Raw genomic sequence first — 25,283 nt, 5'->3', positions numbered from 1 at the left:
GAACGCACGAAAGCCCCGTCGTTGGCCGGTATCCGGGCTGGCAGACATCTGTCCGACGCCTTCCCAGCGCTTGCGCGCCAGTGGCTTTTCGGTCGGACAGTGAGGCGCGAGGCCTCGTCCACTTACCGTTGCGGGGACAGCTCAGGTTAGGTTCGCCACGTCGTGATTCCCCCTCCTGATTCCCGTTGAACTGCAGCCGCCGTGAAGCCGGGCGCGAGCACCAACGGCGCGGATTCTAGCGAGAGCCGTTGTTGGCGCTGGTGGAGGGCTTGCGCGGCTTGGCCGTCTTCGGCGGCTTCAGGGTGGTGACCTGGGGCGAGCTGGCCGGCTGGGCGGCTGCCACGGCCGGCTGCAGGCCGATGAGCGTGGCGCGCGTGTGGCGCCCCTCCGCCTCGCTGGCGCGCCGCGCCGCGGCCATCGCGGCGGCACGTTTGGCGTCGGCCATGTGGCGGTCACGCGCGGCGCGGCTGTCTGCGGTGCTGGGCTCGTCGTAGTCGACGCTGCTGGCCGCCGTGCCGCCAGGGCAGGGCGAATCGCGCAGGTCGCGGCCGTCGGGGCCGCAGCGGTAGACCTGCGTGCGCCGGACCTGCGTCTGCGCGAGCGCAGGCAGCGCGACGCAGAGGATGAGGGCCAGCAGCAGGGGCTTCATGAGGCCGGAGTGTCTACCGCCGGCTGCGGTTTGGGGGGCTTGGGCCGCGGCGGTTTGGCGTGAATTTTCGCCAAGGCCTTGTCCATCTCGCCGCGCAACATCAGTTCGACGGCGCCGTAGCTCTTCTCGATGCAGTCCTCCACCGCCTGGCGCTCGGCCAGCGGCGGCCGGCGCAGCACATAGCCGGCCACCTCGTCCTTGTGGCCGGGGTGGCCGATGCCCAGCCGCAGGCGCCAGAAGTCGCCGCTGCCGAGCTGGGCCTGCATGTCCTTCAGGCCGTTGTGGCCGCCGTTGCCGCCGCCCTTCTTGAACTTCATCTCGCCCGGCGGCAGGTCCAGCTCGTCGTGGACGGCGAGGATCTCCTCCGGTGCGATCTTGAAGAAGCGGGCCAGCGGCGCGACCGACTTGCCGGAGAGGTTCATGTAGGTCATGGGTTCCAGCAGCCAGATCGGCCCGCTCGCGCCCGGCGCACCGTTCACTCGCGCGACGAGCCCGTGATAGGCCTTGTCGGGCAACAGGCTGGCCTTGAGGCCGCGGGCCAGGCCGTCTATCCACCAGAAGCCGGCGTTGTGGCGGGTGTCTTCATATTCGGCGCCCGGGTTGCCCAGGCCGACAAGCAAGCGAATCATGGACGCGGATTATCCAGGGGCCAGAAAAGAGAAAAGGGTCCGCAAGGACCCTTTCCAGTTGGCAGATCAGCCGGGAAGAAATTACTTCTTCTTCTTCTTCTTGCCGTCGTCAGCGACCGGAGCGGCGACGACGATGACTTCTTCAGCGGCCGGGGCGATCGGCGTTGCGACGACCGGGTTCGGCTTGCCGTGCGTGACGACCTTGATGCCGGCGGGCAGCTTGATGTCGTTGACGTGCAGCGAGTGACCTTGCGTCAGGCCGGACAGGTCCACCTCGATGAACTCGGGCAGTTGCTGCGCCAGGCAGGCGATTTCCAGCTCGGTGATGACGTGGTTGACCGTGCACTTGTCGGTCTTGACCGCAACGGACGTCTCTTCACCGACGAAGTGCAGGGGCACCTTCTTCGTGATCTTGGTCGTGGCGTCCACGCGTTGGAAGTCGCAGTGCAGGACTTGCGGCTTGTACGGATGCACCTGGAAGTCACGCAGCAAGACCTGGGTCACGGCGCCGTTCAGCTCCATGTCCAGCAGGGAGCTGTGGAAGGCTTCCTTCTTGAGGGCGTGATAGAGCGCGTTGTGATCGAGTTCGATCAGTGCAGGCTCACCGGCGCCATAGACGATACCGGGCACTTTGCCGGCCACGCGCAGGCGGCGGCTCGCTCCGGTCCCCTGCAGATTGCGCTCAAAAGCGACGAACTTCATGGTTTTCTCCAAAAAGAGAAACGGCACCCGCGACCAGGCGCCGTTGGGATTGCAGCCTTGCGGCTGCGGCGGATTCCGGATCAGAAGTTGTTGTTCTGTTCCGAGAAGAGGGATGTGACGGATTCGCCATCAGAGATTCGGCGGATGGTCTCGGCGAACAGGAAGGCCACCGACAGCTGGCGGATCTTCTTGCAGGCCTTGGCCGCGTCGGTCAGCGGAATGGTGTTGGTGATGACGACTTCGTCCAGCTGCGAGCCGGCGATGCGCTCGATGGCCGGGCCCGACAGGATGGGGTGGGTGCAGTAGGCAAAGACGCTCTTGGCACCGCGCGCCTTCAGCACCTCGGCAGCCTTCACCAGCGTGCCGGCGGTGTCGATCATGTCGTCCATGATCACGCAGTTGCGGCCGTCGATGTCGCCGATGACGTGCATCACTTCGGAGACGTTGGCGGCCGGGCGGCGCTTGTCGATGATGGCGAGGTCGCAGCCGAGTTGCTTGGCCAGCGCGCGGGCACGCACCACGCCGCCGACGTCGGGTGAAACGACCACCAGGTTGCTGTAGTTGCGGCTCTTCAGGTCCGACAGCAGCACGGGCGAGGCGTAGATGTTGTCGACCGGGATATCGAAGAAGCCCTGGATCTGGTCGGCGTGCAGGTCCATCGTCAGCACGCGCTCGACGCCCACGGTCTCGAGGCAGTTGGCGACGACCTTGGCCGAGATCGGCACGCGCGTGGAGCGCGGGCGGCGGTCCTGGCGGGCGTAGCCGTAGTAGGGGATGACGGCGGTGATGCGGCGGGCACTGGAGCGCTTCAGGGCATCAGCCATGATCAGCAGCTCCATCAGGTTCTCGTTCGTCGGCGCGCAGGTGGGCTGGATGACGAACACGTCACGGGCACGCACGTTCTGCTGGATCTCGACGGCCACCTCACCATCCGAGAAACGACCGACCACCGCCTTGCCGAGTTCGAGGCCGAGGTGGGTGGCGATTTCCTGGGAGAGGACCGGATTCGCGTTGCCGGTGAATAGAACCGTGTTGAGCAGCACTGGGAGCCTCTGGTGTCAGTGGCTCGCTGAAGCGCAAGCCGGTTCAGCGAATTACAGAAAACCAATTCCGGAAAATTTGGCAGGGGAGGAAGGACTCGAACCCTCGCATGTCGGAATCAAAATCCGATGCCTTGACCAACTTGGCGACTCCCCTACACAGGACACAGCAGAGCTGCTGCACCCTATAACCTTTCAGTCGGCCCAGCCCGTGAGCGGGTGTTGAGCCAAGCTGCGGCAGATTCGACCGGTCCACCCTTCAGGTTGCGCCTGAAGTAATGTCGCCAGGGACTGGTCGTCATTGCCTTCTTTCCCGTCCCCCAACACTGAGAAAACCGCAGCGCCTGAGCCCGTCATCCGGGCGTTGCCGAATTGCTTCGACATCAACGCAAGGGCCTCTCGGACGTCACTGCTGATCGCTTCTGCCGCGGGCTGAAGGTCGTTTTGACCGAAGCCGTTGATTAAGTTCTCTGCAGTTCCAGCCAGGGCGGGAAAGCCCGCGACTATAGCCAGGTTTTCGCTCCTTGCCAAGAGAGAGCTTGAAAAGATGTCCTTGGTCGCCAGGCCTGCCGGGCCCTTGAGCACGGCGAAGCGCTGCTCGGGCAGGGTCAGCGGGTGAAGGATTTCGCCTATGCCCTCGACGAAGGCGGGGCCGCCGCCGAGGAAGAACGGCACGTCGGCGCCGAGCTTCAAGCCGAGTTCGAGCAGCCGTTGCAGCGGCAGGCGCAGGTCCCAAAGCCGGTTCAGCGCGAGCAGCGTGGTCGCCGCGTCGGACGAACCGCCGCCCATGCCGGCGCCGGCGGGCAGACGCTTTTCGAGGTGGAAGTCGGCGCCCAGCGTGCAGCCGGTCTCAGCCTGCAGCAGGCGCGCGGCGCGCAGGCAGAGGTCGTCGGCCGGGAGGTCCCCGCCCAGCGTGTCATGTCGGGCCAGCCGGCCATCGCCGCGCAGCTCGACGTGTAGCGTGTCAGCCCAGTCGATGAGCACGAAGACCGATTGCAGCAGGTGATAGCCGTCAGTCCGCTTGCCCACGACGTGCAGGAAGAGGTTCAGCTTGGCCGGTGCGGCCAGGTCATGGAGTGCCTTCATCGCCCCCATCCAGCTTCGCGCGCAGCGTGACGATAGGGGTGGCCAGGCGTGTGGCAACCAGAGCGGGCAGCCTGGGCTCGATGCGCCAGCCCAACTGCTCGAAGCCGTTGGCCGTCTGCTGGTGCGGCGCGGCGGGCCAGGGCCGGGCTTTGAGCCAGTCGAACAGCGCGGCGACGGGCACGGTCTCGCCGAGCATCTCTCGGGTCAGCGCGTCGAGGTCGTCGAAACGGCGCTCGCCGTCCGGCGTCTGCAGCGCGACCAGGCCGGGCTGCCAGCTGGCGCGGGCGACCAGGGTACCGAGCGGCGAGGTCAGTTCCAGCCGGCCGGCTTGCGGGCCGCCGAACAGCTCGAAGCTGGCCGCGCCGCCGGTGCCGCGGTTGTGCACGTCCCCGGCCACCGTCACGCTGATGCGGCCGCTCAGGCGGGCCTCCGTCGTGGGTGCCTGTTCGCGCGGCAGCTGCGCGCAGCCCGTCAGGACGACGGCGAGGAGCAGGGCAGCGACCTTCAAGGCTTGACCTTCAAGCGGCCCATCGTCTCGCGCAGTGCCTCGTTGTCGGCGTCGCGCTGTGTGGCCTCGCCGAATACCTTGCGGGCCTCGTCCTGGGCGCCGCTGGCCCAGAGCACTTCGCCGAGGTGCGCGGCGATCTCGGCATCTGGCTGGCCGGCATAGGCCTGGCGCAGCAGCCTGGCGGCCTCGGGCAGGTTGCCCAGGCGGAACTCGACCCAGCCCAGGCTGTCGACGATGAAGGACTCGCCCGGCGCCAGCTTGAGCGCGCGCTCGATGAGCTGCTTGGCCTCGGGCAGGCGCACATTGCGATCGGCGAAGGAATAGCCCAGCGCGTTGTAGGCGTGGTGATGGTCCGCCTTCAAGTCGATGACCTTGCGCAACAGCGCTTCCATCTCGTCGAAGCGGCCGAGCTTCTCGCTCGCCATGGCCTGCTCGTAGATGAGGTCGGTGTCGTCCGGGAAGCGCTCGGTCACCACCTTCAACGCGGCAGCGGCGCCGGCAAAGTCGCGTTGCTCGCGCAGCAGCTGAGCCCCGGCCAGCATGGCAGCACGGGCATCGGCGTCGCTGGCGTCGGCGGCGGGCGTGAGCAGCTTGCGGCCCTCGGCCAGCTTGCCCTGGCGGGCCAGCAGGCTGGCGCGGCGGAACTTCACGTCGATGCCGCTGCCGTCGACCTTCAGCAGCGCAGCTTCAGCGGCCTTCAGGTCGCCCTTCTGCTCGGCCACGCGCGACAGCATCAGCCAGGCGCTCTGACGGCCATCGGCGCGCGCCTTGATCTCGGCGTCGGTGCCGGCGGCCGGGGTATCCAGGCGCTTGAGGCTTTCGCGGAGTGCGCTCTCCGCGGCCGGCAGGTGCTTGAGCTCCAGCTCGATGGCGCCCAGGGCCAGCCACGCGGCGGGGTTGTCGGGCGTCGCTTCGGTCAGCAGGCGGAACTCGCGCACCGCGTCGGCCGGGCGCTGGACCTTGATCAGCGTGCGGCCATAGGCCTGGCGCAGCGCGTGCTGGTCGGGCTTGAGGCGCAGCCGCTCGGTGATGAGGGCTTCCGCCTGAGGCTCGACCGGCATCAGCTCGACGGCGAGCTGCATCGCGTCGTCGCTCTCCGGCAGGGCTGCGCCGAGCTCGCGGGTCAGGGCCAGCGCGCGGGCGTTCTCGCCAGCATTGATGGCCAGACGCGCCTCGGTGAAGAGTGCTGCCGGCTTCAGTTCGCCCGTCTGCGCCTGCAGCACAGGGGCCAGGGCCGCGAGCACGGCCTTGGGATCGGGCGCGCGCTGGAAGAGGCGGGGCAGCGAGGCGAGGAAGCCTGGCCGTTGCTCGGCGGGTGCCAGGCGCAGCAGGGCGCGCAGCGGCTGGGGCACTTCGACCGGCTTGTTCAACAGCGCCAGCAGCTGCACGATGGTCTGGTGCGCCTCGACCGATTTGGGCGCGGCGTCGGCCCAGCCCCGCGCAGCCAGCAGGGCCTGGTCGCCGGCGCGGGCCTGAAGCGCGATGTTGACGACGCGCTTGAACAGCTCCTCGTCGCCGGTGCGGCGGGCGGCGTCCAGCAGCACCTGGAAAGCGACGCCGGCCTGGCCGCCGTTGAGTTCCAGCTCGCCAATCAGCAGTTGGTAGAACAGCGGCGCGTCCATCGCCGAGTTGGTGAACGGCGTGGAGGGGCCTTCTTGCGCGTGGGCTTGCAGGCTCAGCAGCAGGGCGGCGGCGCAGGCGACGCGACGAACGGAAAGAGGCATTCAAACTCCGAAAGCAGGCGCTGATTATGATTTCGGCCTCATGCCCGAGTTGCCCGAAGTCGAAGTCACGCGCCGCAGCTTTGCAGGCGCCATCCAAGGAGCCCGGGTGACCGGTCTGCGCCTGGGAAAACCCCTGCGCTGGCCGATCGGCGTGGACCCTGAAACCCTGCTCGGCCGCCTGGTCGGCAGCGTGCAAAGGAGGGGTAAATATTTGTGGCTGCCGCTGGAAGACAGCGGTGGGCTGCTGATGCACCTCGGCATGTCGGGCTCGCTGGCCTTTCTCGACAAGACGCCGGCGCCGGGCGCGCATGACCATTTCGACCTGCACACCGACCGCGGCCTGCTGCGCCTGACCGACCCGCGCCGGTTTGGCGCCGTCGTCTGGGGCGCGGCGCTGGACGCCGAGCCGGTGGCGACGCTGCTGGGCGGCCTGGGCCTGGAGCCCTTCGACGAGCGCTTTGACGGCCTGCATCTGCATGCGGCGCTGAGTGGCCGGCGCGTGTCCATCAAGCAGGCGCTGCTGGCGGGCGACATCGTCGTCGGCGCCGGCAACATCTACGCCTGCGAGGCGCTGTTCATGGCCGGCATCGATCCGCGCCTGGCCGCTGGCAAGCTGAGCCGGCCGCGCGCGGACAAGCTCGCGTTGGCCGTGCGCACGGTGCTGGGCCGGGCGCTGGAGGCCGGCGGCACGACGCTGCGCGACTTCCGCGATGCGCATGGCGTGGCGGGCAGCTTCCAGATGCAGGCCCAGGTCTACGGCCGCGAGGGCGAGCCCTGCCGGCGCTGCGGCACGGTCATCAGGCGCATCGTGCAGGGCGCGCGTTCAACCTTCTTCTGCCCTTCATGCCAGAAGCGCTGATCGCCGATTTCGGCAAGACCGTCGTCGCCTGGCAGCGCCGCCACGGCCGCCACACGCTGCCCTGGCAGAACACGCGTGACCCGTACCGCGTCTGGCTGTCCGAGGTGATGCTGCAGCAGACCCAGGTTGCGACGGTGCTGGGCTATTACGAGCGTTTTCTCACGCGCTGGCCCAAGGTCACAGACCTGGCGGCCGCGACGCTGGACGAGGTGCTGGCGCAGTGGGCGGGCCTGGGCTACTACAGCCGTGCGCGCAACCTCTACGCCTGCGCGCGAGCGGTGGCCGAGCTGCATGGCGGCGAGTTCCCCGGCACGGCGGCCGGCCTGCAGACCTTGCCCGGCATAGGCCGCTCCACCGCCGCGGCGATTGCAGCCTTCTGCTACGGCGAGCGCGTCGCCATCCTGGACGGCAATGTGAAGCGCGTGCTCGGCCGCGTACTGGCCTTCGACGGCGATCTGGCCAGCATCAGCGCCGAAAAGAAGCTGTGGGACCGCGCCACCGAGCTGCTGCCCGAGCAGGACGTTGACCGCTACACCCAGGGCCTGATGGACCTGGGCGCGACCGTCTGCAGTGCCCGTTCGCCGGACTGCCTGCTCTGCCCCGTGCAGCCCATGTGCCGTGGCCAGCAGCAAGGCGACCCGACGCGCTACCCCGTCAAGACGCGCAAGCTCAAGCGCGGCCGGCGCGAGAACTGGTGGCTGTGGGTAGAAGCGCCCGGGGGCCAGGTCTTGCTGCACCAGCGGCCAGCCACCGGCGTCTGGGCGGGGCTGTGGACATTGCCCATGTTCGACGACGAGGCGAGTGCTCGCGCGGCGCTGCCCGGCAGCGAACTGGCGACGCTGCCGCGCATCCAGCACGCGCTGACCCACTTCGACTGGGTGCTGCATACGCTGCGAGCCGAGGTGCATGGAGTGACCGCAGGCATGACGGACGGCGGTACCTGGGTAACCCGGGAGAAACTCGGCAATTACGCGCTGCCGGCGCCGCTGAAGAAACTGATCCAGGAGAGCTGAATGAAATCTGACATCAAGAGCGGCATCGAGTACGCGGTGATCACGCTGCTGGTGGCGGGCCTGTGCCTGTGGCAGCTCATCAGCGGTGCGAATGAGCCCGATCCGCCGGCGGCCCAGCTCGCCGTCATGGGGCTGGGCCTGCTGGTGGCAGGGGCCATGCATTGCGTCTTCATGATGCAGCTGGTGCGGCGCACGGGGCGCCCGTTCGCACCCTGGTTCGTCGCGGTGGTCGTTTTCATGCCGGTGGGCACTGCCGTGTTGCTGGCCTTGTTGCTGAGCGAGGCGGAGACTTCCGAAAGCTGACCGGGCGGGCCGCTGCCCGAGCGCCGAGCGCCGGTGAGAGCGACAGGAAGCCTTCTAGAACAACGCTGCGAGGCGCCGCACGGCGTCTTCGGAGTGAGCGCGGTCGGGCGCCAGGTCGGCGCTGCCGAAGTCGTGCTCGCCCATGGCGGCGATGAGCAGGCCGTCGCGGCGCGGCAGGGCGACGACGTTGTGGCCGCGGTAGATCACCGCGTAGTCCACCTCGGGCTGGGGAATGAGCCGCGCCGTCTGGCCGCGCACGGGCGTCAGGCTGGTGTCGCCCAGCAGCAAGCGCGCGCCGTCGCCCGTGCAGTTGACGAGTACACGTTCGGGCAGGCGGGCAAGGTCACGCGGCTGCCGGAACTCGCGTTGCAGAAGTTCGCCGCCATCGCGCGTGAAGTCGTCCAGCAGCAGGCGCTGGTAGGCCGGGATGTTGAAGACCAGCTGTGTGAAGCGGCGCGCCTGGGCGCTTTGGAACGGGTGCTCGCCTGCATCCAGCGCCTTGCCGCGTGGGCGCAGGTCGGCGATGCGGTCGGCGAGGTCGGGGTAGTCGGGCTCGACCGCGTAGCTCGGCAGTGGCGTGTCGAACCCGTTGTCGGATACGAGGTAGCCGTCGTGCCACTCCACCGGCCCCAAGGGCAGACCGAGATAGCTCTGGTGCACCTTGAACGATGCCCGCGCCATGGCGTCCCAATCGGCCCGCCATGCTGGGTTGGCGTGCTCGCTCGTGATGATGCGTGAGTCGGGCGTCCACAGGCCCGTGGCGGCCGAGGAGTGCACGCGTGGCGGGCGGTCCTTGGCGTAGAGCCGCACCTTGAAGCCGGCCTGCTGCGCGGTGCGTGCCGTGGTCAGGCCGATGGCGCCGGCGCCGATCACGGCGATGCGTTCGCCCGGCCGCGTGTGGGCCTGGATCAGCGCCAGCGCGCGCTGCGCCGAGCCCCAGCTCAGCGACCAGCCGCTGCCGCCGTGGCCGTAGTGGTGAATGAGTGCTTTGCCGAACAGCCGCTCCGCTTCGATGCGCGGCCCCTGCGCGCGAAAAGGGCGGATGCCGACGGCGATGTCGATGATGCGGTCCAAGCTGATGCGCATCGCGGCCGGTGCGCGTGGCGGAGCGAAGTCGAGGGCGCGAGCAGGCAGCGCAAGGGCCGCGCCGCCGACGGCCATGAGATGGCGTCGCTGCATCAGTTCGCCTTTCGGCCGAGAGATTTGCGGATGAGTGCCGCGTCGCGCAACCGGTTGGCCGAGCCGTCCGCGTCCAGCAGTACGACGGTGATCGGCCGCCTGCCGTTCATCATGCGCATGGCCAGGCAGCGGCCGGCCTCCTCGGTGTAGCCGGTCTTGGAGACGCGGATGTTCCAGCCCTTGGCGCCGACGAGCCGGTTGGTGTTGCGGATCTCGCGTTGCCGGCCGTCCACCGGCACCTTGGCCTTCTTGACGCTGGTGATGCGCTCAATCTCCCGGTAACGAGCGGCCGCCGCCGTGATGGCCGCCATCTCGGTGGCCGTCGAAGTGTTGCCAGGCGACAGGCCGGTCGGGTCGGTGATGACGGTACGGCTCAGGCCCAGCGCGCGGATCTTCGCTTTCATAGCCTTCACAAAGCCGACGTCGCCGCCGGGGAAGGTGCGGGCGAGCGCCGAAGCCGCGCGGTTCTCGGACGCCATCAACGCCATTTCCAGCGCCGACTGGCGCGACATCTGCGTGCCGACGCGCACCCGCGAGCGGCTGTGCTTGAGCGTGTCGACGTCGTCATCGGTGATGCGCAGCTTCTCGCTCGGGTCCAGCTTGGCGTCCAGCACCACCATGGCCGTCAGCAGCTTGGTCAGCGATGCGATGGGCACGACGGCATCGGCGTCTCGAGACATCAGCACCTTGCCGGTCTCGTCATCGACGACGAGGACATGCTTGGCGTTGACCGGCAGGCGCAGTTGCTGGGCCGGCGGGATCTCCTTGGTGGCTGCCGCAGCCGCGATGGGCGCGGCCTGCGCGGGCGGTTCGGGCGGTTCACGGCCCTTGGCCTGAACGACGAAGCTGGTCGCGGCAATCAGCAGCGCTGGCAGGGCCAGCTTCCAGCCCGTGGCTTGAGGGCGGGGGGCGAGCAGGCGCTGGATGCGCTGCAGCAGGTCGCCGCCGCGCGCGGCCAGGGCCACGGCGGGCGTGTGCTGCGGGGCGAGTTCGCTGAGCGCGTGCAAGGCCAGAGCCAGCCGACGCCCGCCGTCATGTGGGCCGAGCAGCGCGGCCGAGACCTCATCTGCGACCAGCTCACGCTCCGCGCGCATGCGAGCTGACAGCCACCAGACGACCGGATGGAAGAAGAGCAGCGCCTCGACCGCGCTTTGCAGCAGGTTGGCGACGTAGTCCCAGCGCCGCACGTGCGCCAGCTCGTGGGCCAGGAGCGCTTCGAGCAGGTCGACCGGCAGGCGGCTCAGCAGTGCGGCGGGCAGCAGCACGCAGGGCTTCAGGGCGCCCAGCGCGATGGGCCCGGCCAGCTCGGGCAGCAGGCGCAGGCTGACCTTGCGCTTCAGGCCCAGTCGGCGGGCGAGGGCGTCCAGCCGCGCCTGCCACTCAAGTGGCGCCGGCGTGCTGCGCCTGCGTGCCCGGCCCACCCAGGCCAGGCCCAGCGCAAGCCGGCCCATCATCAGCGCCGTGCCCAGCGCCCAGGCGGTGACGAGTGCCGGCATCTCTTGGGCCAGTGGCGGCAGTTCGGTTGTCAACTCGACATCGGCCGGCGTCAGGTCCAGGCATTGCGCCAGCGGCAGTGCCAGGCACAGGCCCAGGCCGGCCGCGCAGACGGCATAGCGCCAGCGCGCCGAAGCGCCGCGCAGCAGGGCCAGCAGCAGCGCGGCCCCGGCGCCGATGACGGCGCCCTGCCAGACGAAGTTCACCAGGGCCCAGCCCCAGGCATTCATGGCGAGGTCAAGGCTGAGGCTCAAGATTGATCTCCGTTCTTGGCCAGCAACTGGCGGATTTCAGCGCGCTCCTTGGCGCTGACATGGTTCTTCAAGGCCGCCAGCACCAGCGCCTTGCCAGAGCCGGCAAAGGCCTTGGCGATGAAGTCCCTGACGAGGGACTGCTGCAGCTTGTCCTGCGCATGCACGGGCGCGTAGAGCTGCGGGCGCTGGCTTTCGTCGCGGGTCAGCAGGCCCTTGCCGTGCATCACCTGGAGCTGGCGCAGCACGGTGGCATAGGTGGCATCGGGGCGGTCGGGCAGCAGGGCCTCGTGCACGGCCTTGGCGTCGGCTGGGCCAAGGCGCCACAGCACCTGCAGCAGGTCCAGCTCGGCCGCCGTGGGGCGGGCGGCGGGAGGGGTTGATTTGCTCATGTGTCGCAGCATAGAAGTTCTAGAACACGATGTCTAGAACTATTGTTCTGAATTGGCGGAGCACTCCGTGGGGAGGCTGCCGCGACGCAGTCGTAACGACCGTGATGACCGTGACAAAGCGACGCTGGCCAGTGCGCCGGCCATGCCAAACTGAGGCGCATGATCGTCAGCCGCCGGCACTGCCTTGAACTGGGCCTCGCGGGCCTGATGGGCGGGGCTTGCGTGCAGACTGCGCAGGCCGCCGCGGAAACGGTGGTGCGTTACCCCGCGCCCCAGTCACCGCTGGACACCCGCTCTCAGGACCTCATCAACCTGCTGGATGCTGCGTTGCGCCGCACCGAGGCCAACCATGGCCGCGTCCGGCTCGAGCCCTCGCAGGACAACCTGACCGAGTTGCGTCAGTTCGCCGAACTGAATGCGGACCGTGGGCTGCTGCACGTGACCTGGGCGACCCCGTCTGCACAGCGCAGGACGCGCGCTCTGCCCGTGCTCTTCGACGCCCGGCGCGGCCTGCTCGGCATGCGCGTGGCGCTGGCCGACGCGCGGCGGCTGCCCGACCTTGCCAAGGTCACCGACCTGGAGGGGCTGCGGCGCTTCACCCTCGGGCAAGGCCTGGCTTGGCCGGATGTCGAAGTCTTTCAGGCCAGCGGCTTGAAGGTCCACACGGTGTCCGGCTACGAGAACCTGTTCCGCATGCTGCTGGCCGGCCGGTTCGACCTGTTCCCGCGCGGCGTCGGCGAGGTGTTCGACGAGTACGAGGCGCGTCATGTCGCCATGCCGCGGCTGGCTGTCGATCCAAGCCTGCTCCTGGTCTATCCCTATCCGTACTACTACTATTTCGCGCCGAGCCAGGCGGGGCTGGCCGCCCGTATCGAAAAGGGCCTGCTGGCGATGAGGGCGGATGGCAGCTTCGATGCGCATCTGTGGCGCCACCATGGGCGGTCGGTGGCTCGTGCCGCGTTCCACAAGCGCCGGGTCCTGCACCTGCACAACCCCAACCTCGCCCCAGGTTCGGAACGCGATGTCGAGGCGAATCTGGCTTACTGGATGAAGCCTCCACCAGCTTACCGGTGAGCCCCGCGTCCAGCCTTGCTCGCTGAACATGAGCAAAGCTGGCCGGTCCCCCGAGGGCACGGCCATGCTTGCGCGCCGCAGGGCGCTCGGCCCCAAATACCGGTGTTTTGAGTGTCAGCGCGCGTCTAGTTCGCGGTGGCGCTTCAGCACATGGCCGTGGTGGCCGAACTGCCGGGCGAGCATCTCGACGAGATAGACCGAGCGGTGCTGGCCGCCCGTGCAGCCGATGGCGATGGTGAGGTAGCTGCGCTGGTCGGCCGCGAAGTTGGGCAGCCAGCGCGACAGGAAGCCGGCGATCTGGCCCATCATCAAACCCACCTCGGGCTGGGCCGCGAGATAGGCCGCCACCGGCGCGTCGCGGCCCGTGAGCGGCCGCAGCTCGCGGTCGTAATAGGGGTTGGGCAGCACGCGCACGTCGAAGACGAAATCCGCGTCGCTGGGCACGCCGTGCTTGAAGGCAAAGCTCTCGAACACCAGTGTCAGCGTGCTACTGGCGTCGGGGCCGACGAGGTCGCCAAGCCAGGCACGCAGCTGGGCTGCGCGCAGTTGGCTGGTGTCGATGACTGTGGACTCGGCCTTGAGCCCGCTCATCAGTTCCCGCTCCAGCTGAATGGCGTCGAGCAGCAGGCGGTGGCTGTCTTCGGCGGCATCGTCCAACGTGCCGAAGCCGGTGTCCCGGCCCTGGCGCAACGGGTGGGGCCGGCGCGTTTCGGAGAAGCGGCGCATCAGCGCCTCGTCGCTCGCGTCCAGGAAGATGGAACGCACCTGCACGCCGCTCGCGCGCAGCTCCTTGAGCAGCGGCAGCATCAGCGGCAGGGAGCCCGCCGAGCGCACGTCCACGGCAATGGCGACACGGCGCTCGCCGCGCTGTTGCTCGAGCTTGAGGAAGTCCAGCAGCAGCTCGGCCGGCAGGTTGTCGACGCAGAAATAGCCGGCGTCCTCCAGCGCATGCATGGCGACGGACTTGCCGCCGCCGGACATGCCGGTCAGCAGCACGACGTCGCCTTGCAGCTCGTGTTCCAGGCTCATGACCGGGCTTTCTTCGCTTTGGTTGCGGAGGTGGAGGCGGCCAGCATCTCCTGCGCATGGGCGAGGCTGGTGGACGACAGCCGCTCGCCGCCCAGCATGCGGGCGATTTCGGCGACGCGCGCTTCGCCGGCCACCGGCGTGACGCGGCTCGCGGTGGCGCCATCCTGCAAGCTCTTGGCGACGACCAGATGACGGTCTGCGCAGGCGGCCACCTGGGGCAGATGGGTCACGGCCAGCACCTGCCTTTCGCGCCCCAGCTGCTTCATCAGCCGGCCGACGGTCTCAGCCACGGCGCCCCCGATGCCGACGTCGATCTCGTCAAAGATCAGCGTGCCCGGCGCGTTGCCATCGGCCGCCTGGCTGGCCGTGACGGAAATGGCCAGCGCGATGCGCGACAGCTCGCCGCCCGACGCCACCTTGGCCAGCGGCCGCGGCGTGCTGCCGGCGTGGCCGGCAACCAGGAATTCGGCGGACTCGGCGCCATAGCTCTGCGGCTCCGTAGCCGCTAGCAGCGTGATGTCGAACTGGCCGCCGGCCATGCCGAGCTGCTGCATCGCGGCGGTGACGGCCGATGCGAGCTGGGGCGCGGCCTTCCTGCGGGCGCGGCTGGCAGCCTGGGCCTCGGCATCGAAGGACTTGCGCGCGCTGGCCAGGGCGGCTTCCAGCTGGGCGGGGTCGCTGGCGGCGTTCAGCGCGCCAAGCTCATCGCGCCATTGCGCGAGCAGCGCAGGCAGCTCCTGCGGCTGGCGACGGTAGCGGCGCGCCAGCGTCATCCAGGCGGAAACGCGCTCGTCCAGCTCGCCGAGGCGGGCGGGGTCGAGGTCGGTCTTGTGCAGATAGCCGGCCAGTGTGTGGCTGGCGTCCTGCAGCTGCGCCTGCACGTCACGCAGCGCCTGCACGGCGGGCAGCAGGCGGGCGTCGTGGTCGAGCACGCGCTCCAGCTGATCCAGCGCGCCGCTGGCCAGGGACTGGGCGCTGGGCTCGGCGTCGTCCAGCGCGTCCAGCGCCGAGCGCGCCGCGTCGAGCAGCGACTGGCCGTGCGACAAGCGCTGGTGTTCGGCGTTCAGCTCGTCCCACTCGCCTTCGGCCGGCGCCAGGCCGTCAAGCTCGCCGATCTGCCAGGCCAGGCGATCGCGTTCGCGCTGGGCGTCGGCCTGCAGGCTCTGCGCCTTCTGCAGCGCCTCGGCGGCCTGCTTCCATGCGGCGTAAGCGCGGGCCAGCGGCGCGGTGTCCAGGCCGGCAAAGCCGTCGAGCAGCTCGCGCACGGCGGCCGGGCGGGTCAGGCCTTGCCAGGCATGCTGGCCGTGGATGTCGAGCAGATGGTCGGCCAGCTCGCGCAGCTGCGTCAGCGTGGCCGCGCCGCCGTTGATCCAGGCGCGGCTCTTCCCGCCGGCGTCGATGACGCGACGCAGCAGCAGCGTGTCGTCGGCATCGAAGCCCGCTTCGTCAAGCCAGCCGCGCAGATGCGCCGGTGCGTCGAACTCCGCCGTGATCTCGGCCTTGGCTGCGCCCTCGCGCACGACGCCGGCCTCACCCCGGCCGCCAAGGGCCAGCTGCAGCGCGTCGATGAGGATGGACTTGCCTGCGCCGGTCTCGCCGGTCAGCACGGCAAAGCCGGGCTCGAAGTCGAGCTCCAGCGTGGGGACGATGACGAAGTCCTTGAGACTGAGATGTCGCAGCATCAGAGATACCAGCGGAGTTTGCGACGCAGCGTCGCGTAATAGCTCCAGCCCTTGGGGTGCAGGAAGCGGACCTGGTGCTCACTGCGCCGCACGGTGATGCGGTCGCCGTGCAGCAGGCTGGCGAGGCTCTGCATGTCGAAATTCACCGACGCGTCGCGGCCGGCCAGGATTTCGAGGCTGACCTCGCCCAGGTCAGGCAGCACGATGGGCCGGTTGGACAGCGTGTGCGGCGCAATCGGCACCAGCAGCCAGCCGGCGATGCTCGGGTGCATGAGAGGGCCGCCGGCCGACAGCGCGTAGGCCGTGGAGCCGGTGGGCGAGGCGACGATGAGGCCGTCGGCGCGCATGTTGGCGACGAACTGGTCGCCAACCGAGACCTTCAGTTCCACCATGCCCGCCGTGCCGCCGCGGCTGACGACGACGTCGTTGAGCGCCAGGCCCGAGAAGATGGACTCGCCGTCGCGCAGCACCGCGCCTTCCAGCATCGCGCGCGATTCCACCTCGTAGTCGCCGGCCAGCACGGGCGCCAGGGACTCGCGCCAGCGCTCGATGGGGATGTCGGTGATGAAGCCCAGCCGCCCCTGGTTGATGCCCAGCAGCGGCACGCCGTAGCGCGCCATCTCGCGGGCAAAGCCGAGCATGGTGCCGTCGCCGCCGACGACGACCGCCAGGTCGCAGGCCCTGCCGAGTTCATCGTTGGAGAGGGCGTCGTAGTCGGTCAGCCCGGTGTTGAGCGCCGTCTCCGCTTCAAGCGAGACGTCGAGCCCGAGGCTGCACAAGAATTGGGCAATCTCCTCCAGCACCGGCCTGATGCCCGGCGCTTGATGCTTGCCCACGATGGCGACATGTCTGAAGCGCTCGGCCATGCGACAAATTACACCACAGGGGTATCGCCTCTTCACCGGGGAAAAGGGGTGTCCATAGAATGGAAGCATGCTCGACGAGCGATCCAAATCCCTGCTGAAAACCCTGGTCGAACGCTATATCGCGGACGGTCAACCCGTGGGTTCGCGCACGCTGTCCAAGGCCTCCGGCCTCGAGCTCAGCGCCGCGACCATCCGCAATGTGATGGCCGACCTGGAAGAACTCGGTCTCATCGCCAGCCCGCACACCAGCGCCGGCCGCATCCCCACGCCGCGCGGCTACAGGCTCTTTGTAGACACGATGCTGACGGCCCAGCCCAGCCTGATCGGCGTGGAGACGACCCGTCTTCAGCCCGACCAGCCCCAGCGCGTCATCGCCAGCGCGGCGCAGATGCTGTCCAACCTGTCCAGCTTCGTCGGCGTGGTCACATCGCCCAAGAAGCCGAGCGTCTTTCACCACATCGAGTTCCTGCGCCTGGGCGAGCGCCGCGTCCTCGTCATCCTCGTCTCGCCCGACGGCGACGTGCAGAACCGCGTCATCTTCACCGCACAGGATCTCAGCCAAAGCGAACTCGCCGAAGCCAGCAACCGCCTGAACGCCGGCTACGCGGGCCTCACGCTGGAGGGCGTGCGCGAGCGCCTGCGCGGCGAGGTGGACGAGCTGCGCGGCGAGATCGCCCAGCTGATGAGCGCGGCGGTCAAGGTAGGCACCGAGGCTATGGAGCAGCAGGACGAGCAGGTCGTCGTCTCCGGCGAGCGCAACCTGCTGACCGTGCAGGACTTCAGCCACGACATGGGGTCGCTGCGCCGCCTCTTTGACCTCTTCGAGGAGAAGACGCAGCTGATGCGCCTGCTGGACACGTCCAGCCGCGCGGAGGGCGTGCGCATCTACATCGGCGGCGAGAGCAAGGTCGTGCCCTACGAGGAGCTGTCCATCGTGTCGGCGCCTTACGAGGTGGACGGCCAGGTGGTCGGTACGCTGGGCGTCATCGGCCCCACGCGCATGGCCTACGACCGCATGATCCAGATCGTCGACATCACGTCGCGCATGGTCGGGCAGGCACTCTCGCAACGCTGATTGGGTCGTTCAGGCGACGAATAGAATCCGCGCCTTCCGGGAGATTTCCCAGGGGCCGTTAGCTCAGTTGGTCAGAGCAGAGGACTCATAATCCTTTGGTCGTTGGTTCAAGTCCAACACGGCCTACCAAACTCTCCGTTTGGTATTTGCAGCCTGCGTGATGCAGCCTGTTGGCAGTACCCGGCAAGAGCCCCGGGCTGCTGCACGAAAGTCGGTTTTCCGCATGCGTAACAGGCCGCCCGCCCTCCTACAAGTTGGCAACTGCAAGGGTTTTGGCGGGTATTCCCGTCGATGGTGAGCTTTTATCGCTGGCTATCATTTATTGGATATCCGATAAGCCCCTTCCTTTCATCCCGCCTGGTCCATATTTCGCCAGCGTGAGGTACGAGTCGCTACCGACGCATGCGTGAATCGATCCTGCTGTTTCTCCGCGCGAACCGTCGGCACCTGCTCGATCTGGGGCTGGCGAGCCTGCTGGTCAACGCCTTCGTGTTGACACTGCCGCTGTTCTCGATGCTGGTCTACGACAAGGCCGTCGGCAACGAACTGCACGAGACGCTGTGGGCGCTGGCGCTGGGAATGGCCTTGCTGTTCGCGCTGGAGCTGGTGCTGCGCTTTTCGCGCGTGATGCTGGTGGAGCATGCCGGCGCGCGCTGGGACATGCATCTGGACGAGCGCCTGCTGCGCGGCGTGCTGGCCGCCCCGGCATCCAAGCCGCTGGCGGTGGGCACGCTGATGTCGCGCTACCGCGAACTCGGGTCCACGCGGGACGTGCTGTCCGCCCAGTTCCTCTTGCCATTGGCCGACGTGCCGTTCGCGCTCATCTTCGCCATCGTGCTGGCTCTCATCGCCGGTCCGCTGGTGCTGATTCCACTCGGCTTTGGCGCTCTGCTGTTGATCATCGGCGGCGTGCTGCAGGCCGCGGCCGCACGCCGGTCGCGGGTGGCGACGCAGGCGTCCAGCACCAAGCTGTCGTGGCTGGTAGACGTGTTGATGGCGCGCGAAAGCCTCATGTCCGTCGCCGCCGCCCGCGTGGCAGAGCGCGGCCTGCGCGAGCCCTCGGCCATCGCCGCGCGGGCCGCAGCGCGGGCGCGGGTGTGGCAGCAGGTCAGCCAGCAACTGCTGCCGGTGGGCATGTCGGCCTGCACCGTGCTGACGCTGGTGGCCGGCGTCTACCGCATCGAAGCCCAGGCGCTCAGCGTCGGCGGGCTGATCTCTACGACCATGCTGGGCGGGCGCCTGGTCAGCTCGATCTGCCTGTTTGCGCCCGTGGTGTTGCGATGGCAGGAGTTCATGCGCGCGCTGCGCGACATGGGCCAGACCGTGGCACTGGATGCGGCGACGCTGCCCGATCGCGAGCTGGGCGGCCCGCTCGGGGCTGCTGCGGCCGAGGGTGTGCGACTGAGCGGCGTCGGCTTTGCCTACCCGGACCGCCCGCCCGTGCTGGCCGACCTGAACGTGACCTTGAAGCCGGGCGAGCTGATTGCCGTCGTCGGCAGCTCGGGCGCCGGCAAGTCAACGCTGCTGAAGCTGCTGGCGGGCCATGTCGTGCCGACCTCGGGCCAGTACGCGCTGGGTGGCCGTGTCGTGCAGGACGACCTGACCCGCCGCTGGCTGGCCGGCGCCGTGGCCTACAAGCCGCAGGAGCCGGGCTTCCTGGCCGGGGCGCTGCAGGACGTGGTGGCGCCCGGCGAAGCCGGCAGCCGCGAGGCTGAACTGCTGCGCACGTTGCGCGTCGCCGGCCTGGGCCCGCAGCTGGACCGTGGCGAGCTGGGTCTGAACACCGAATTGGGCTCCAACGGCGCCGGTCTGTCGGGCGGCCAGCGGCAGATGCTGGCGCTGGCGCGCGTGCTGCACCAGCGGTCGGACCTGGTGCTGCTGGACGAGCCCACCCTCGGCCTGGACCGACAGGCCCAGGAAGGTTTTCTCGCAGCGCTGCCCGGCTGGCGCGACGGCCGCTGCGTCGTCGTCGCCACGCACAGCGCCGAGCTGATCCAGATCTGCGACCGCGTGCTGGTGCTGGAGCGGGGCCGCCTCGTGGCCGACGCACCGCCGCAGCGCCTGCTGGCCCCAGGCGCCGTGACACCGCGCACGCCCGCGCCACGCACGACGTCCGCCTAAGGAATGCGATCCATGCCTTTCTCCTTGCGTCGCCTGAGCAGCCTGTTGCTGTTCTGCATGGCGCCCACATGGGCCGCTGCCCAGGCCGAACCGCCCGCTGCGGCGGCCTCGGCCGTTGAAACGGCCAAGCCCCGCGTCGCCAGCCTGCAGCGGCTGCTCGGCATGCCGCCCGTGCTGCCGCTGACCGGCAGCGGCCCGGCGCTGTCGCTGAGTGATGCGCTGCAGCTGGCCTGGCAGAACAGTCCCGAGGTGGCCGCCGCGCGCTACCGGGCGCTGAGCTTCGACTACACCCGCAAGGCCGCGCGCGGCGCGCTGCTGCCCAAGCTGGAGACGCGCTTCTCCGTCGGCCGTGGTCATCTGGAGACGCCGGACCGCAAGGACACCCTGCTGCGCAGCGACAACTCCGCCGTGCTCAGCCAGGCACTGGTGGACGAAACGGCGCGCCACGAGTGGACGCGCCAGGAATTGCTCGCCGCGTCGGCCGAGATCCAGCAGGCCGGTGTCGAGTCGCAGACACTGCTCGACACCGGCAGCGCCTGGTTCGCCGTGTTGCAGCAGCGCGTGGGCGTGGAGCTGGGCCAGGGCTACGAGAAGGAACTGAACGAGCTGTTGCGCTACATCAGCGACCGCGTGGCCGCTGGTGGCGCCAGCCCCGCCGAGCGCGAACGCATCACCGCTCGCGTGGCCAATGTGCGCTCCGGGCTGGCCGACTCGCGTGCGGCGCTGGCGGCGGCGCTGCGCAACTTTCAGCGCCTGTCGTCGGTGACGCCGTTCGGCCTGGCGCTGGACGCGCCGATGGACCTTTATCTACCCAGCGATGCCGAAGCTGCGCTGACCGAGGCCGACGGCGCCAATGCAGAGATCCTGGCATCACGGCTGGAGCAGCAGGCGGCCGAGTCCGAGCGCAAGGGCAATCGCGCGGCCTTCATTCCGCGCGTGGCGCTGGAGCTGACGCATTCCCAGACCCGCAACGCCGCCGGCAGCGAGGCCCAGCAGCGCGACAGCAAGGCCATGGTCGTCATGACGCTGCCGCTGCTCAACGGCGGCGCCGACTACTCGCGCATGAAGGCTGCCGAAGCGCGCCGCAGCGAGCTGGAGGCGCGCGGCGAGGGCGTGCGCCGCCGCGTCGTGCAAGACCTGGAGACCAGCTATGCCAACCTCGGCGCGGCGACCGAGCGCTTCGCCTCCGTGCGCGACGAGCTGGACGCCAACCGCAAGGTGGTCGACGCCTTCCGCGCCCAGCTCACCGGCGGCAACCGCCAGCTGCTGGACGTGCTGGACGCCTACCAGCGCCTGCACCAGAGCCGCCTGGACATCGTCCAGGTCGTCGTGAGCGCCGCGCAAAACGAGTGGCGCATTGCGCATTTGACCGGCGCGCTGCGCACGGTCATCGCGAGGTAATCCGATGTCAGGCGGCGGCAAAGGCGGCGGTGGGGATTTCTGGCCAGGCTTCGTGGATGCGCTGACCAATGTGGTCATCGCGATGGTGTTCGTCATCGTCGTGCTGGCGATCGCATTGAGCTTCTCGGCGCAGATGCTGGCCAAGCGCATGGCGGCCAAGATTGCCGAGCAGCAGGCCGAACTGGGCAAGGCGCGGCAGGTTGTCATCGCGCCGGCCGCTGAGAAGGAGCGGCCCGTGACCGGTGCCCCCCTCGTCGACACGAAGGCGCCGCAGCGCACACGCATCGCCGTGGCCGGCAACGAGGCCGCGCTCGCCGCGAGTGCAGCGAGCGCCAAGGTCAAGCCGGCGGAGCACTACCTGCAGCTGGACTTTGCGCCGGGCGCCTTGACGGTCGATGCCGCAGCCGCCAAGGCGCTGGGCGACGCGCTCGCGCCGTTGAAGCAGCGCCTCACCGAATCACCCACGTTGCGGCTGGAGGTCGTTGCCATCGGCCCCGAAATCCACCTCAGCGAGAACCAGCGCGCCGCCTTCATCCGCGCGATGGCCGTGCGCAACGAGCTGCTGGGCCAGGGCATCGCGGGCGACCGCATCGTCACGCGCATCGACATGAACGCCAGCGCGCCGCAGGCGGCCGTTGCCGTGCGGCTGGGAGAGAAGCCATGACGACGGTGACACGTGACGTGCCGGTCGACCTGCTGCTCGGGTACTTCGACAACACGCTCGGCCAGACCCGCCGCCTGCGCCGCCCGCGTGCGCTGATCTACGCGACGACGGCCGTCATTGCCGCGCTGCTGCTGTGGACAGCGCTCGCCAACGTCGACCTCGTCGTGCACACGCAGGGCCGCATCGTGCCCTCGGGCAAGCAGCAGCTGGTGCAGCATCTGGAAGGCGGCATCCTGTCCAAGGTCTTCGTGCACGAGGGCGACACGGTGACCGCTGGCCAGCCGCTGGTGGCCGTGTCGGACCTGCAGGCCAATTCCTCTCGCGCCGAGAAGGGTGCGCGGCTGACAGGCATGGCGGCCCGCGTCGCCCGGCTGGAGGCCGAGGCCAGTGGCGCGCCGCGCTTCCTGCCGCCGGCGGGGGCGGCAGCCAACGACCCGGCCGTGCGCGCCGAGTCCGAGTCCTTCGCCGCCCGCACCGCCAAGCTGGCGCAGACCACCCGCGTGCTGGACGAGCAGGCCACGCAGCGCCGCCAGGAGGCCGCCGAGGCCGCCGCGCGCGGCAAGGGCCTGCGCGCGGAGCTGGACGTGGCGCGATCGCAGCTGAGCCTGGTGCAGAACATGGTCAACCGCAATGCCGGTTCGCAGAGCGAACTGCTCGATGCGCGCGGCCGGGTCGAGCGGCTGACGACGCAGATCGCCGAGAGCGAGGCCTCGCTGCCGCGCCTGGCCGCCGCCGCTGCCGAACTTTCGGCCCGCAAGGCGGAGGTGGTCGCCCAGTTCCACAGCGAAGCGCGCACCGCGCTAAGCGACGCGCGCGTGGAGCTGCGCCGGCTGGAGGAAGACATCAAGACCGAGAACGACCGCGTGCGCCGCACCGTGCTGACGGCCCCCGTGGCCGGCATCGTCAACAAGCTGGCCAGCAACACGGTGGGCGGCGTGGTGAAGCCCGGCGAGACGCTGCTGGAGCTGACGCCGCAGGACGACGCGCTGGTGGTGGAGACGCGCGCCTCACCCGCCGAGCGCGGCACGCTGCGCGTCGGCCTGCCCACGCGGGTCAAGGTGGCGGCCTTCGACTACACGGCCTACGGCACGCTGGAAGCGCGCGTCACCGAGATCAGCGCCGACAGCCTCGTCGACGAGCGCGGTGAACGCTACTTCCGCGTCGTGTCGGCGGTGGACCCGGCCAGCGCCAAGCGCTTTGCGCAGCCGCTGGGCCCGGGCATGAGCGTCAGCGCCGACGTCGTGACCGGCCGCCGCACCGTCCTGCAATACCTGCTGTCGCCAATTCGCGGCATGGCTGATACGGCCCTCCGCGACCGCAAATGAATCCAAGGGAACCGAGATGAGCGACACCCACACCGCCGTCGTGTCCGAGCCGCTGCTGCCGCGCGGGCCCAAGGGGCGGGACCACGGCATCGGCACGCGCCACGTCTTCTTCGTCGCGCTGCCGCTGCTGGCCATGCTGGCGGGCGCGGCGTCGATGTGGCACTTCGTGTCCTTCGCCATCATGTCCAACCCCATCCTCAACGGCTTGATCATTGCCGTGCTGTGCTGGGGCATGTGGACCATGGTGGGCCACCTGCTGGAGCTGTTCGGCGAGGACCGTGTCTTCCGCGCCGGCATGCGCTGGCTGCAGGACGGCGATGCCAGCGGCGAACAGCATCCGCGCCTGGGCCCGCCGGCCTTCGTGACCGGCATGCTGGACCGCCTGCAGAAGCTCGGCCTGGGCCACCAGGTCTACATCCACAGCTCAGCGATGGAGCCCGAGATCGAGGCGCTGGAGCAGTACCTCAACAAACGCCAGGAGCTGAGCCAGTTCCTGGTCGGCCTGATGGTGGGCCTGGGCCTGCTGGGCACCTTCGTCGGTCTGTTGGAGACGCTGGTCGAGACGTCCAACCTCATCGGCACCATCGCCAAGGGCGCGGGCGGCGGCGGCGACATGGAGGGCGAGTTCGTCAAGATCGTCGGCGGCCTGCAAAAGCCGCTGTCGGCCATGGGCACGGCCTTCTCGGCGTCCATGTTCGGCCTGGTCGGCTCCATCGTGCTGGGCTTCCAGATGGTGGCCGTGCGCAAGGCCGCCACCGACCTCATCGAGACCGTGCGCGGCAACGTGCTGTCGCTGGCCGAGAAGAGCAGCGTCAACGAGAACGTCGAGATCAGCGAGCGCTTCCTGGCCACACTCCTGGCCGACATCCTGGAGCAGCACCGCGCGTCCACCACCGGCCTGGCCGACGTGGTGGCGCGGCTGGATCAGCTGGTGCCGCAGGTGGCGCAGATGGCCGGCGCGTCGGCCCGCCTGACCGAGCGGCTGGAAAGCCAGGAGGCCGTGCTGGAGCGCACCACGGCCACCGTCGGCGGCGTGGGCGACGTGGTGCCGGCGATGGCGCGGCTGGCCAACGCCGCCGAGGGCATGCTGCAGGAGAGCGGCTCGTCCAACGAGCGCGTCGGCCGCATGCTGGACTTCCTGCCCGCGCAGGAGGCCCTGGTCAGCAACGTGAAGCTGGCGCTGACGCGCGTGGAAAGCCTGGAGCGCGAGATCGGCGCGCTGACGGCGTCCAACGAGGGCCTGAAGGACGAGGTGATGCAACAGGCCGCCCTCGTCAAGCGCATGGACTCGACGCTGTGGAACCTGGAGAAGGACCAGCTCCGCGATGCGCTGTCGGACGGCAAGGGGCCGAAGGCATGAGCGCCCACATGGACAAGCTGCGCGCCGCAGCGGGCGGTCGGCTGCAACTGCCGTCGGTGCCGCGCGTCGTGCGCCGCCTGATCAGCCAGCTGCGCGACCCCGGCGCCTCCATCACCGACGTGGTCGATGAACTGGAGCAGGAGCCGCAGCTCGCCGCGCGCACGCTGCGCATCGCGAACTCGCCCTACTACGCCGGCCGCCGCAGCCTCGCGAGCCTGAAAGACGCCGTCGCCATCATCGGCACCGACACGCTGCGCACGCTGGTCATCAGCGGTGGGCTGGAGTCGGTGTTCGTCGCGGTGCCGGGCGTCAACCTGCGCCAGTTCTGGCTCGACGCCACGCTCACCGCCAAGGCCGCCCGCAGCCTGGCGCGGCTGGCCGGCGCGGATGCCGAAGCCGCGTTCCTCGCCGGCCTGCTGCACAACGTCGGCCACCTCATCCTCTGCCAAGCCTTCCCGGACGCGCTGCCCGGCGTGCTGGCCGGTTCGCGCCACGCGCGCGGCCGGGTGCTGGCCGCGCTGGAGCACGAGGCCTGCGGCCTGGACCATGCCCAGGTCAGCGCCGCCTGGCTGGACGAACTCGGCTTCCCGACCGCCGTGGTAGAGGCCGTCGCCCATCACCTCGATGCCAACCCGGCGCCCGGCACGCTGGCCCCCGTGCTGGCTCTGGCCACGCAGGTGGCCGCCTCCATCGAGGCCGGCGACAACGCCCAGCGCGCCTTGCACAAGCTGGACGCCAGCCTCGTCGCGGCGGCGTCGCTGGTGGCCGAGAACCTGGACGAGCGGTTCGGGCCGCAATACGAGCAGATCGCGGCAGGGGGCGAGGCGTGAGCGCCGCGCCGGGCCGCCCCAAGCAAG

Annotated in this window: 24 protein-coding genes, 2 tRNA genes and 1 riboswitch; of the genes, 12 read left to right on the top strand and 14 right to left on the bottom strand. The window is 69.3% G+C overall.

The window, feature by feature from the left end; translation table 11 throughout:
• Nucleotides 1-6 precede the first annotated feature (6 nt).
• Nucleotides 7-240, bottom strand: a riboswitch (cobalamin riboswitch).
• The 8 genes from AC0IZJ_RS23440 to AC0IZJ_RS23405 all read right to left on the bottom strand — a co-directional run bounded on the left by AC0IZJ_RS23440 (nucleotide 236) and on the right by AC0IZJ_RS23405 (nucleotide 6,338).
• The gene (locus AC0IZJ_RS23440; protein ID WP_471853981.1) at nucleotides 236-649 is read right to left on the bottom strand and encodes a hypothetical protein; all 414 of its coding nucleotides are present in this window, start codon (nucleotides 647-649) and stop codon (nucleotides 236-238) included. It overlaps the preceding riboswitch by 5 nt.
• Complete coding sequence (gene pth / locus AC0IZJ_RS23435; protein WP_471853980.1) at nucleotides 646-1,278, bottom strand: aminoacyl-tRNA hydrolase; 633 nt, start codon at nucleotides 1,276-1,278, stop codon at nucleotides 646-648. The genes AC0IZJ_RS23440 and pth overlap by 4 nt, the downstream gene beginning before the upstream one ends.
• 81 nt (nucleotides 1,279-1,359) lie before the next feature.
• Nucleotides 1,360-1,980 (bottom strand): 50S ribosomal protein L25/general stress protein Ctc, encoded by a 621-nt coding sequence (locus AC0IZJ_RS23430; protein WP_471853979.1) that lies wholly within the window; start codon nucleotides 1,978-1,980, stop codon nucleotides 1,360-1,362.
• A gap of 80 nt (nucleotides 1,981-2,060) precedes the next feature.
• A complete protein-coding gene (locus tag AC0IZJ_RS23425) occupies nucleotides 2,061-3,023 on the bottom strand; it encodes a ribose-phosphate pyrophosphokinase (protein ID WP_457422544.1) in 963 nt (320 codons plus the stop codon).
• Nucleotides 3,024-3,100: 77 nt separating this feature from the next.
• A tRNA-Gln gene (locus AC0IZJ_RS23420) sits at nucleotides 3,101-3,177 on the bottom strand.
• Nucleotides 3,178-3,215: 38 nt separating this feature from the next.
• Nucleotides 3,216-4,106, bottom strand: a complete 891-nt coding sequence (gene ispE / locus AC0IZJ_RS23415; protein ID WP_471854043.1) for a 4-(cytidine 5'-diphospho)-2-C-methyl-D-erythritol kinase — start codon at nucleotides 4,104-4,106, stop codon at nucleotides 3,216-3,218.
• Nucleotides 4,090-4,614: an outer membrane lipoprotein LolB gene (locus AC0IZJ_RS23410; protein WP_471853978.1), complete on the bottom strand. Its 525-nt coding sequence runs from the start codon at nucleotides 4,612-4,614 to the stop codon at nucleotides 4,090-4,092. The genes ispE and AC0IZJ_RS23410 overlap by 17 nt, the downstream gene beginning before the upstream one ends.
• Complete coding sequence (locus AC0IZJ_RS23405) at nucleotides 4,611-6,338, bottom strand: tetratricopeptide repeat protein (RefSeq protein WP_471853977.1); 1,728 nt, start codon at nucleotides 6,336-6,338, stop codon at nucleotides 4,611-4,613. The genes AC0IZJ_RS23410 and AC0IZJ_RS23405 overlap by 4 nt, the downstream gene beginning before the upstream one ends.
• 40 nt (nucleotides 6,339-6,378) lie before the next feature.
• Between AC0IZJ_RS23405 and mutM the strand changes: the two genes are divergently transcribed.
• From mutM to AC0IZJ_RS23390, 3 genes are read left to right on the top strand one after another with little or no spacing between them, the layout of a single operon-like run.
• The gene (mutM, locus tag AC0IZJ_RS23400) at nucleotides 6,379-7,197 is read left to right on the top strand and encodes a bifunctional DNA-formamidopyrimidine glycosylase/DNA-(apurinic or apyrimidinic site) lyase (RefSeq protein ID WP_471853976.1); all 819 of its coding nucleotides are present in this window, start codon (nucleotides 6,379-6,381) and stop codon (nucleotides 7,195-7,197) included.
• Nucleotides 7,182-8,210: an A/G-specific adenine glycosylase gene (gene mutY, locus AC0IZJ_RS23395; protein WP_471853975.1), complete on the top strand. Its 1,029-nt coding sequence runs from the start codon at nucleotides 7,182-7,184 to the stop codon at nucleotides 8,208-8,210. The genes mutM and mutY overlap by 16 nt, the downstream gene beginning before the upstream one ends.
• A complete protein-coding gene (locus AC0IZJ_RS23390) occupies nucleotides 8,211-8,513 on the top strand; it encodes a hypothetical protein (protein ID WP_471853974.1) in 303 nt (100 codons plus the stop codon). It abuts the gene before it with no gap.
• Between the two features lie 54 nt (nucleotides 8,514-8,567).
• On the opposite strand, the gene AC0IZJ_RS23385 is transcribed toward AC0IZJ_RS23390, so the two are convergent.
• The 3 genes from AC0IZJ_RS23385 to AC0IZJ_RS23375 are packed head-to-tail and all read right to left on the bottom strand — an operon-like array spanning nucleotide 8,568 to nucleotide 11,829.
• Entirely contained in the window at nucleotides 8,568-9,692 is a 1,125-nt protein-coding gene (locus AC0IZJ_RS23385; protein ID WP_471853973.1) for an FAD-dependent oxidoreductase, read from the bottom strand.
• Entirely contained in the window at nucleotides 9,692-11,440 is a 1,749-nt protein-coding gene (locus AC0IZJ_RS23380) for a M56 family metallopeptidase (protein ID WP_471853972.1), read from the bottom strand. Before AC0IZJ_RS23380 ends, AC0IZJ_RS23385 begins: the two co-directional genes overlap by 1 nt.
• On the bottom strand, nucleotides 11,437-11,829 hold the full coding sequence (locus AC0IZJ_RS23375; protein ID WP_471853971.1) for a BlaI/MecI/CopY family transcriptional regulator: 393 nt from the start codon (nucleotides 11,827-11,829) through the stop codon (nucleotides 11,437-11,439). The genes AC0IZJ_RS23380 and AC0IZJ_RS23375 overlap by 4 nt, the downstream gene beginning before the upstream one ends.
• 159 nt (nucleotides 11,830-11,988) lie before the next feature.
• On the opposite strand from AC0IZJ_RS23375, the gene AC0IZJ_RS23370 reads away from it, so the two are divergent.
• Complete coding sequence (locus AC0IZJ_RS23370) at nucleotides 11,989-12,903, top strand: hypothetical protein (protein WP_471853970.1); 915 nt, start codon at nucleotides 11,989-11,991, stop codon at nucleotides 12,901-12,903.
• Between the two features lie 114 nt (nucleotides 12,904-13,017).
• Here the strand turns inward: AC0IZJ_RS23370 and rapZ are convergent, their stop codons facing one another.
• Genes rapZ through AC0IZJ_RS23355 form a run of 3 tightly spaced genes read right to left on the bottom strand, consistent with a single transcriptional unit; the run spans nucleotide 13,018 to nucleotide 16,480 of the window.
• Nucleotides 13,018-13,932 (bottom strand): RNase adapter RapZ, encoded by a 915-nt coding sequence (gene rapZ, locus AC0IZJ_RS23365; protein WP_471853969.1) that lies wholly within the window; start codon nucleotides 13,930-13,932, stop codon nucleotides 13,018-13,020.
• The gene (recN, locus tag AC0IZJ_RS23360) at nucleotides 13,929-15,614 is read right to left on the bottom strand and encodes a DNA repair protein RecN (protein ID WP_471853968.1); all 1,686 of its coding nucleotides are present in this window, start codon (nucleotides 15,612-15,614) and stop codon (nucleotides 13,929-13,931) included. The genes rapZ and recN overlap by 4 nt, the downstream gene beginning before the upstream one ends.
• Entirely contained in the window at nucleotides 15,614-16,480 is an 867-nt protein-coding gene (locus AC0IZJ_RS23355) for an NAD kinase (RefSeq protein WP_471853967.1), read from the bottom strand. The genes recN and AC0IZJ_RS23355 overlap by 1 nt, the downstream gene beginning before the upstream one ends.
• Before the next feature lie 67 nt (nucleotides 16,481-16,547).
• Here AC0IZJ_RS23355 and hrcA point away from each other — a divergent pair, with 67 nt between their 5' ends.
• The 8 genes from hrcA to AC0IZJ_RS23315 all read left to right on the top strand — a co-directional run bounded on the left by hrcA (nucleotide 16,548) and on the right by AC0IZJ_RS23315 (nucleotide 25,256).
• On the top strand, nucleotides 16,548-17,555 hold the full coding sequence (hrcA, locus tag AC0IZJ_RS23350) for a heat-inducible transcriptional repressor HrcA (protein WP_471853966.1): 1,008 nt from the start codon (nucleotides 16,548-16,550) through the stop codon (nucleotides 17,553-17,555).
• Nucleotides 17,556-17,607: 52 nt separating this feature from the next.
• Nucleotides 17,608-17,684 (top strand) — tRNA-Ile (locus tag AC0IZJ_RS23345).
• Nucleotides 17,685-17,957: 273 nt separating this feature from the next.
• On the top strand, nucleotides 17,958-19,676 hold the full coding sequence (locus tag AC0IZJ_RS23340; protein ID WP_471853965.1) for a peptidase domain-containing ABC transporter: 1,719 nt from the start codon (nucleotides 17,958-17,960) through the stop codon (nucleotides 19,674-19,676).
• A gap of 12 nt (nucleotides 19,677-19,688) precedes the next feature.
• On the top strand, nucleotides 19,689-21,077 hold the full coding sequence (locus AC0IZJ_RS23335) for a TolC family protein (protein WP_471853964.1): 1,389 nt from the start codon (nucleotides 19,689-19,691) through the stop codon (nucleotides 21,075-21,077).
• A 4-nt stretch (nucleotides 21,078-21,081) separates the two neighbouring features.
• Nucleotides 21,082-21,741: a hypothetical protein gene (locus AC0IZJ_RS23330; RefSeq protein ID WP_471853963.1), complete on the top strand. Its 660-nt coding sequence runs from the start codon at nucleotides 21,082-21,084 to the stop codon at nucleotides 21,739-21,741.
• A complete protein-coding gene (locus tag AC0IZJ_RS23325; RefSeq protein WP_471853962.1) occupies nucleotides 21,738-23,066 on the top strand; it encodes an HlyD family type I secretion periplasmic adaptor subunit in 1,329 nt (442 codons plus the stop codon). Before AC0IZJ_RS23330 ends, AC0IZJ_RS23325 begins: the two co-directional genes overlap by 4 nt.
• A gap of 16 nt (nucleotides 23,067-23,082) precedes the next feature.
• Nucleotides 23,083-24,426, top strand: coding sequence for a hypothetical protein (locus AC0IZJ_RS23320; protein ID WP_471853961.1), 1,344 nt, complete (start codon nucleotides 23,083-23,085; stop codon nucleotides 24,424-24,426).
• An 8-nt stretch (nucleotides 24,427-24,434) separates the two neighbouring features.
• Nucleotides 24,435-25,256, top strand: coding sequence for an HDOD domain-containing protein (locus AC0IZJ_RS23315; protein ID WP_471853960.1), 822 nt, complete (start codon nucleotides 24,435-24,437; stop codon nucleotides 25,254-25,256).
• Nucleotides 25,257-25,283 lie beyond the last annotated feature (27 nt).

This window comes from Roseateles sp. AC306, assembly GCF_979253795.1.
This window is presented reverse-complemented; position numbering and strand designations above follow the sequence as displayed.